This window comes from Clostridium sp., assembly GCF_032552055.1.
Classification (GTDB): Bacteria; Bacillota; Clostridia; order Clostridiales; family Clostridiaceae; genus Clostridium.
Genome location: NZ_JAWGSV010000229.1, coordinates 1 through 5,107, shown reverse-complemented (window position 1 = coordinate 5,107; position 5,107 = coordinate 1). Strand labels below are relative to the sequence as shown.

Sequence of the window (5,107 nt, the reverse complement as noted above, 5' to 3'; positions counted from 1 at the left end):
AAAAAGAGAATATGAAAAAAAAGGAGAATATTATCCTTATGAAAAAGTTAAAGGAGAAGTAAAAATAAATGATAGTGGAAGAAGAGAGATACTTAAGATAAGTATGAGAGCATTTTTAGATAAACCACTTATTGGATGGGGGCCAGATACATTAAGCGAGAGACTAAGTACTGATTATCCTAAGGAATATGAAGAACATTTAGATTACCATAATAGCTTTATTGATAAGGCACACAATGAATTTTTAGAATATGCAGTTTCTAATGGTATTTTTAATTTGATTGCATACTTATCACTAATTAGCATAACTATATATAATTTGTGGAGGGATATTAAAGAAGTTAAAATCAAGGTGTTATTTTTAACTCTGATAGGATATTTAGTTCAAAGCTTCTTTAATATAAGTGTTATAATGGTTGCGCCAATATTTTGGATTTTTCTTGGGTATTGTAATAGTACTAAGGAATAGAAATACTAAAGAAGTATGATTTAGCGAGAAAATAGACAAAACCTTAAGTAAATAGAAAATATTTAATGTAAGATGGTAATATTTATTAGATATAGGGAAAAAATAAAAGAGGTAGAATTTGAAAAAATAAATATGAAAGATTATTATAAAATTATTAGCACTTGATAGTAATGAGTGCTAAAATAGTAAGTAATTAATTATATTATATATAGGAGGGATTTTTTTATGAACATTAAACCATTAGCAGATAGAGTAGTAATAAAAAAATTAGAAGCTGAAGAAACAACTAAAAGTGGAATACTTTTAACTGGATCAGCAAAGGAAAGACCACAAGAAGCAGAGGTAGTAGCAGTAGGACCTGGAGCTATAGTAGATGGTAAGAGAATAGCAATGGAAGTTAAAGTTTCAGATAAGGTACTTTATTCAAAATATGCAGGTACTGAAGTTAAAGTTGATGGTGAAGAGTACACTATTTTAAAACAAGATGATATTTTAGCAATAGTTGAATAAGGGAGGAATTAATTATGGCAAAGATGATTAAATTTAGTGAAGATGCTAGAAGAGCAATGCAAGTTGGTGTTGATACATTAGCTGATACTGTTAAGGTTACATTAGGACCAAAGGGAAGAAATGTTGTTTTAGATAAAAAGTTTGGATCACCTTTAATAACTAACGATGGTGTTTCAATTGCAAGAGAAATAGAACTTGAAGATCCATATGAAAATATGGGAGCTCAATTAGTTAAAGAAGTTGCAACTAAGACTAATGATGTTGCAGGAGATGGTACTACAACAGCTACACTTTTAGCTCAAGCAATAATTAGAGAAGGTTTAAAAAATGTTACAGCTGGAGCTAATCCAATCTTAATTAGAAATGGTATTAAGATGGCTGTAGATAAGGCTGTAGAAGAAATTAAGAATATTTCAAAGCCTGTAAATGGTAAGGAGGATATAGCTAGAGTTGCAGCTATTTCAGCAGCAGATGAAGAAGTAGGTAAGTTAATATCTGATGCTATGGAAAAAGTGGGTAATGAAGGTGTTATCACTGTAGAAGAATCTAAGTCAATGGGAACTGAATTAGATGTAGTTGAAGGTATGCAATTTGATAGAGGATATGTATCAGCTTATATGGTAACAGATACAGAAAAGATGGAAGCTATCTTAGATAATCCATTAATATTAATAGCTGATAAGAAGATTTCTAATATCCAAGAATTACTTCCAATATTAGAGCAAATAGTTCAACAAGGTAAGAAATTACTTATTATAGCTGAGGATGTAGAAGGCGATGCTATGACTACATTAGTAGTTAATAAGCTAAGAGGAACTTTCACATGCGTAGCTGTAAAAGCACCAGGTTTTGGAGATAGAAGAAAAGAAATGTTACAAGACATAGCTATCTTAACAGGTGGTACAGTTATCTCTGAAGAACTTGGAATAGACATAAAGGAAGTAACTTTAGATATGCTTGGACAATGTGAAAGCATAAAGGTTACTAAGGAAAACACTACTATAGTTAACGGAAAAGGAAATAGCGAAGCTATAAAGGAAAGAGTTCAACAAATTAGAGCTCAAATAGAAGAAACTTCTTCTGAATTTGATAAGGAAAAGCTAACAGAAAGATTAGCTAAACTTGCTGGTGGAGTAGCTGTAATTAAAGTTGGAGCTGCAACTGAAACAGAATTAAAAGAAAAGAAATTAAGAATAGAAGATGCACTTGCTGCAACTAAGGCTGCTGTTGAAGAAGGAATAGTTCCAGGTGGTGGATCTGCTTATGTAAATATAATTAATGAAGTATCTAAGGTAACTTCTGATATTCCAGATACTCAAGTTGGTATTAATATTATAGTAAGATCATTAGAAGAACCAATGAGACAAATAGCTACTAATGCAGGCCTTGAAGGTTCAGTAATAATTGAACACGTTAAGGGTGAAGAAGCTGGATTTGGATACGATGCATTAAAGAGTGAATATACTAATATGATTAAAGCAGGTATAGTTGACCCAACTAAGGTTACTAGATCAGCACTTCAAAATGCTGCATCTGTTGCATCAACATTCTTAACTACTGAAGCTGCTGTTGTAGATATTCCTCAAAAGGAAGCTGCAATGCCAGGAGCACCAGGAATGGGAATGGACGGAATGTACTAGGCGCTGTCGCGCAATGAAGAATTAAGAATGAAAAATTAATGACAAAACTCCTTAAGGAGTTTTAAAAAGCAATTAGTTTTAGTAATTCTTTAAAAATTACATCAATAATTCTTTATAGTTAATTTTATTAGATAAAGCAGAAGCCTCATTATTTTGTAATTGATATAAATCCTTTTCTAAATTATAATAAGGTAGTAAAAGAGTTATTCTTTTATTAAGAAATATTAACTACAAGGTTTAGCCTGGGAGGAAAAGGATGGTTTCAAAGAAAAAAAGAAAAGTCACTAGGCTTGAAAAAATTATAATTACATTAGGATCAATAATTATTTTAATTATTATGATAATATCTCTTAGAGGATATTTGAAAGATTATAAAAAATCTTTAGTTAGAGATGCAGCTAGAGAGTTAGTGTTAGCTGTTGAAAAAGCAGAGATAAATCATGAAATTGAATTTGCAGAAGATAATACTATAGTAGATATTAAGCTTGAAGCTGATAAGGATAAAATCTTAAAAGAATATATTAAAGATGTAAGTGTATTAAATAAGATTGAAGCCTTAAGTATTGAGGATGCGAGAAAAATAGTTGATGAAGAAGTTAAGTTTGAAGTAAGCAATGAAGGTAAATTTATAAAAATAGTAGAATAAAAATAAATAAAAATCTCCATTATTTAAATTTCTTAGATATTTAAATAATGGAGATTTTGTTGTTTGCTAATATAATATGTAAAAATATTAAAAAAATAACTATTATTAGGACTAAAGTCATATAAAAGAGTTAATAATTAATAATGCATAATCAATAATTGTTAATTATAAAGCGGAGGGAATATGTTTTCATTAGTCACAATAATAGGCTTATGTATAGGAAGTTTTTTAAACGTAGCAATTTATAGAATACCTAAAGAAGAATCGATAGTATATCTACCATCACATTGTACTAATTGTGGATATAAGTTAAGAACAATAGATTTAATGCCAATAGTTAGTTACCTATCTTTAGGTGGACGTTGCAGATGCTGTAGACAAAAAATATCAATACAATATCCATTAATAGAATTGTTAAATGGAATTATGTATTTATTATTATTTTTAAAGTTCAATATATCAATAGAGTTTTTATTTTATGCAATATTATCATCCTGTTTAATAGTAATTTCTATAATTGATATTAAAACAAAGGATGTTTACTCATCAATAAGCGTTGTTACTCTAATTGTAGCCATTGCTTATTTATTGTCTGGGAAATATTTTGGAGATATTAGTCTAATTAATAACTTATTAGGTGGAGTTATTGGATATGGACTTATCTTTATATTAGCTTATTTTGGTGCTATGGGAGATGGAGATATAGATATTGCAGGATTATGTGGGTTGTTTGTAGGAATAAAGGGAATATTAGTGGCTTTGTTTATTTCTGTCATTATAGGGGGAATAGCAGCTTCCTATAAACTATTGATAAAAAAACAAAGAAAAGCTGAAATGGCATTTACACCGTGTATTTCAATTGGAACTATTATTTGGATATTATCTAACCAAGGAGTTTTGATAGCTCAATTGAGTATTTTCTTATAGAAATATTAATTAAATTAAAGTAAATTAAATTAGATTAAGGTTTAAATAATAACTTGAAACTATAATTTAACATATTCAGATATTATGGAATTTAAGCTTTTAAAATAAAAAAGGGAGATTTATATGGGAGTATTTATTGGAATTATAGTAATTTCTATCATGCTACTAATGTTTGATATGCACAGTTAAGTTTAATTTGAGCTTTAAATTTTAATTTATAAAAAGAGAAAGGGGAAATTTAATGTTAAAAAATTTAAAAAGCAAAAAGAAAAAGAGAGGGTTTACTTTAATTGAGTTAATTATAGTTATGGCAATTATAGCCATATTATCAGTACTATCTATTCCTAAGTTTGGAGAGATTAAAAGAGATGCAAACTTTAAGTCAGACGTAGCTAATGCTAAAACTATAGCAAATGTGACAACAACATTATTGGCAGAAGGAGCGACACTAGCTTCGCCAATTACTGTAGACAGCACTCTTACTACTGGAAATTTAATAGAGGAGTCCTTACAGAATACACCTAAGCCAAAGAGTAATGGCTATAGTTCATATACAGTTAATATTGATGGAAAAAGTAATGTTATTATAACTATGACAGATGGAAGTAAAACAACTAATTTATTTCCACTTCCAGATACAGAAGCTAAGTAATAAGTCTTAATAAGTAAAAAGTAGATTAAATCTGCATTTTAAATCACAATTATTTAGCAAATTATTATAGGAACTTATACTTAGTTTGAGTTTTAAATTAATCTTAATATTAATCTGATGGTACTGTAATAATAGAATGCTCAGGAAACTATATAGATTGGCAATATAATAGCAAAGAATATTTATAAAAAGGTATATAGGTAGCTTTATAAAGGATTTCTTTATTTAATAGTATTATTTATATAAGTAAAAGGTATTTCCGG

Annotated in this window: 6 protein-coding genes; all 6 read left to right on the top strand. The window is 28.7% G+C overall.

Translation table 11 applies throughout. The annotated features are described in order from the left end of the window. The coding region (locus E6248_RS12945; RefSeq protein ID WP_316341210.1) for an O-antigen ligase family protein at positions 1 to 469 on the top strand (469 nt) is incomplete at its 5' end. Between the two features lie 225 nt (positions 470 to 694). Next, the gene (gene groES / locus E6248_RS12940; RefSeq protein ID WP_316341209.1) at positions 695 to 979 is read left to right on the top strand and encodes a co-chaperone GroES; all 285 of its coding nucleotides are present in this window, start codon (positions 695 to 697) and stop codon (positions 977 to 979) included. Between the two features lie 14 nt (positions 980 to 993). Next, on the top strand, positions 994 to 2,619 hold the full coding sequence (gene groL / locus E6248_RS12935) for a chaperonin GroEL (protein WP_316341208.1): 1,626 nt from the start codon (positions 994 to 996) through the stop codon (positions 2,617 to 2,619). 256 nt (positions 2,620 to 2,875) lie between these two features. Next, positions 2,876 to 3,265 carry a hypothetical protein gene (locus tag E6248_RS12930; RefSeq protein WP_316341207.1) on the top strand — a complete coding sequence of 130 codons (390 nt, stop codon included), beginning with the start codon at positions 2,876 to 2,878 and terminating at the stop codon, positions 3,263 to 3,265. A 183-nt stretch (positions 3,266 to 3,448) separates the two neighbouring features. Further along, positions 3,449 to 4,192, top strand: coding sequence for a prepilin peptidase (locus E6248_RS12925; protein ID WP_316341206.1), 744 nt, complete (start codon positions 3,449 to 3,451; stop codon positions 4,190 to 4,192). A 241-nt stretch (positions 4,193 to 4,433) separates the two neighbouring features. Further along, positions 4,434 to 4,844: a prepilin-type N-terminal cleavage/methylation domain-containing protein gene (locus E6248_RS12920; RefSeq protein WP_316341205.1), complete on the top strand. Its 411-nt coding sequence runs from the start codon at positions 4,434 to 4,436 to the stop codon at positions 4,842 to 4,844. Positions 4,845 to 5,107 lie beyond the last annotated feature (263 nt).

Coding starts and splice junctions, on each gene's coding strand:
- groES (WP_316341209.1), top strand. CDS start 695: ATGAACATTAAACCATTAGCAGATAGAGTAGTAATAAAAAAATTAGAA.
- groL (WP_316341208.1), top strand. CDS start 994: ATGGCAAAGATGATTAAATTTAGTGAAGATGCTAGAAGAGCAATGCAA.
- E6248_RS12930 (WP_316341207.1), top strand. CDS start 2,876: ATGGTTTCAAAGAAAAAAAGAAAAGTCACTAGGCTTGAAAAAATTATA.
- E6248_RS12925 (WP_316341206.1), top strand. CDS start 3,449: ATGTTTTCATTAGTCACAATAATAGGCTTATGTATAGGAAGTTTTTTA.
- E6248_RS12920 (WP_316341205.1), top strand. CDS start 4,434: ATGTTAAAAAATTTAAAAAGCAAAAAGAAAAAGAGAGGGTTTACTTTA.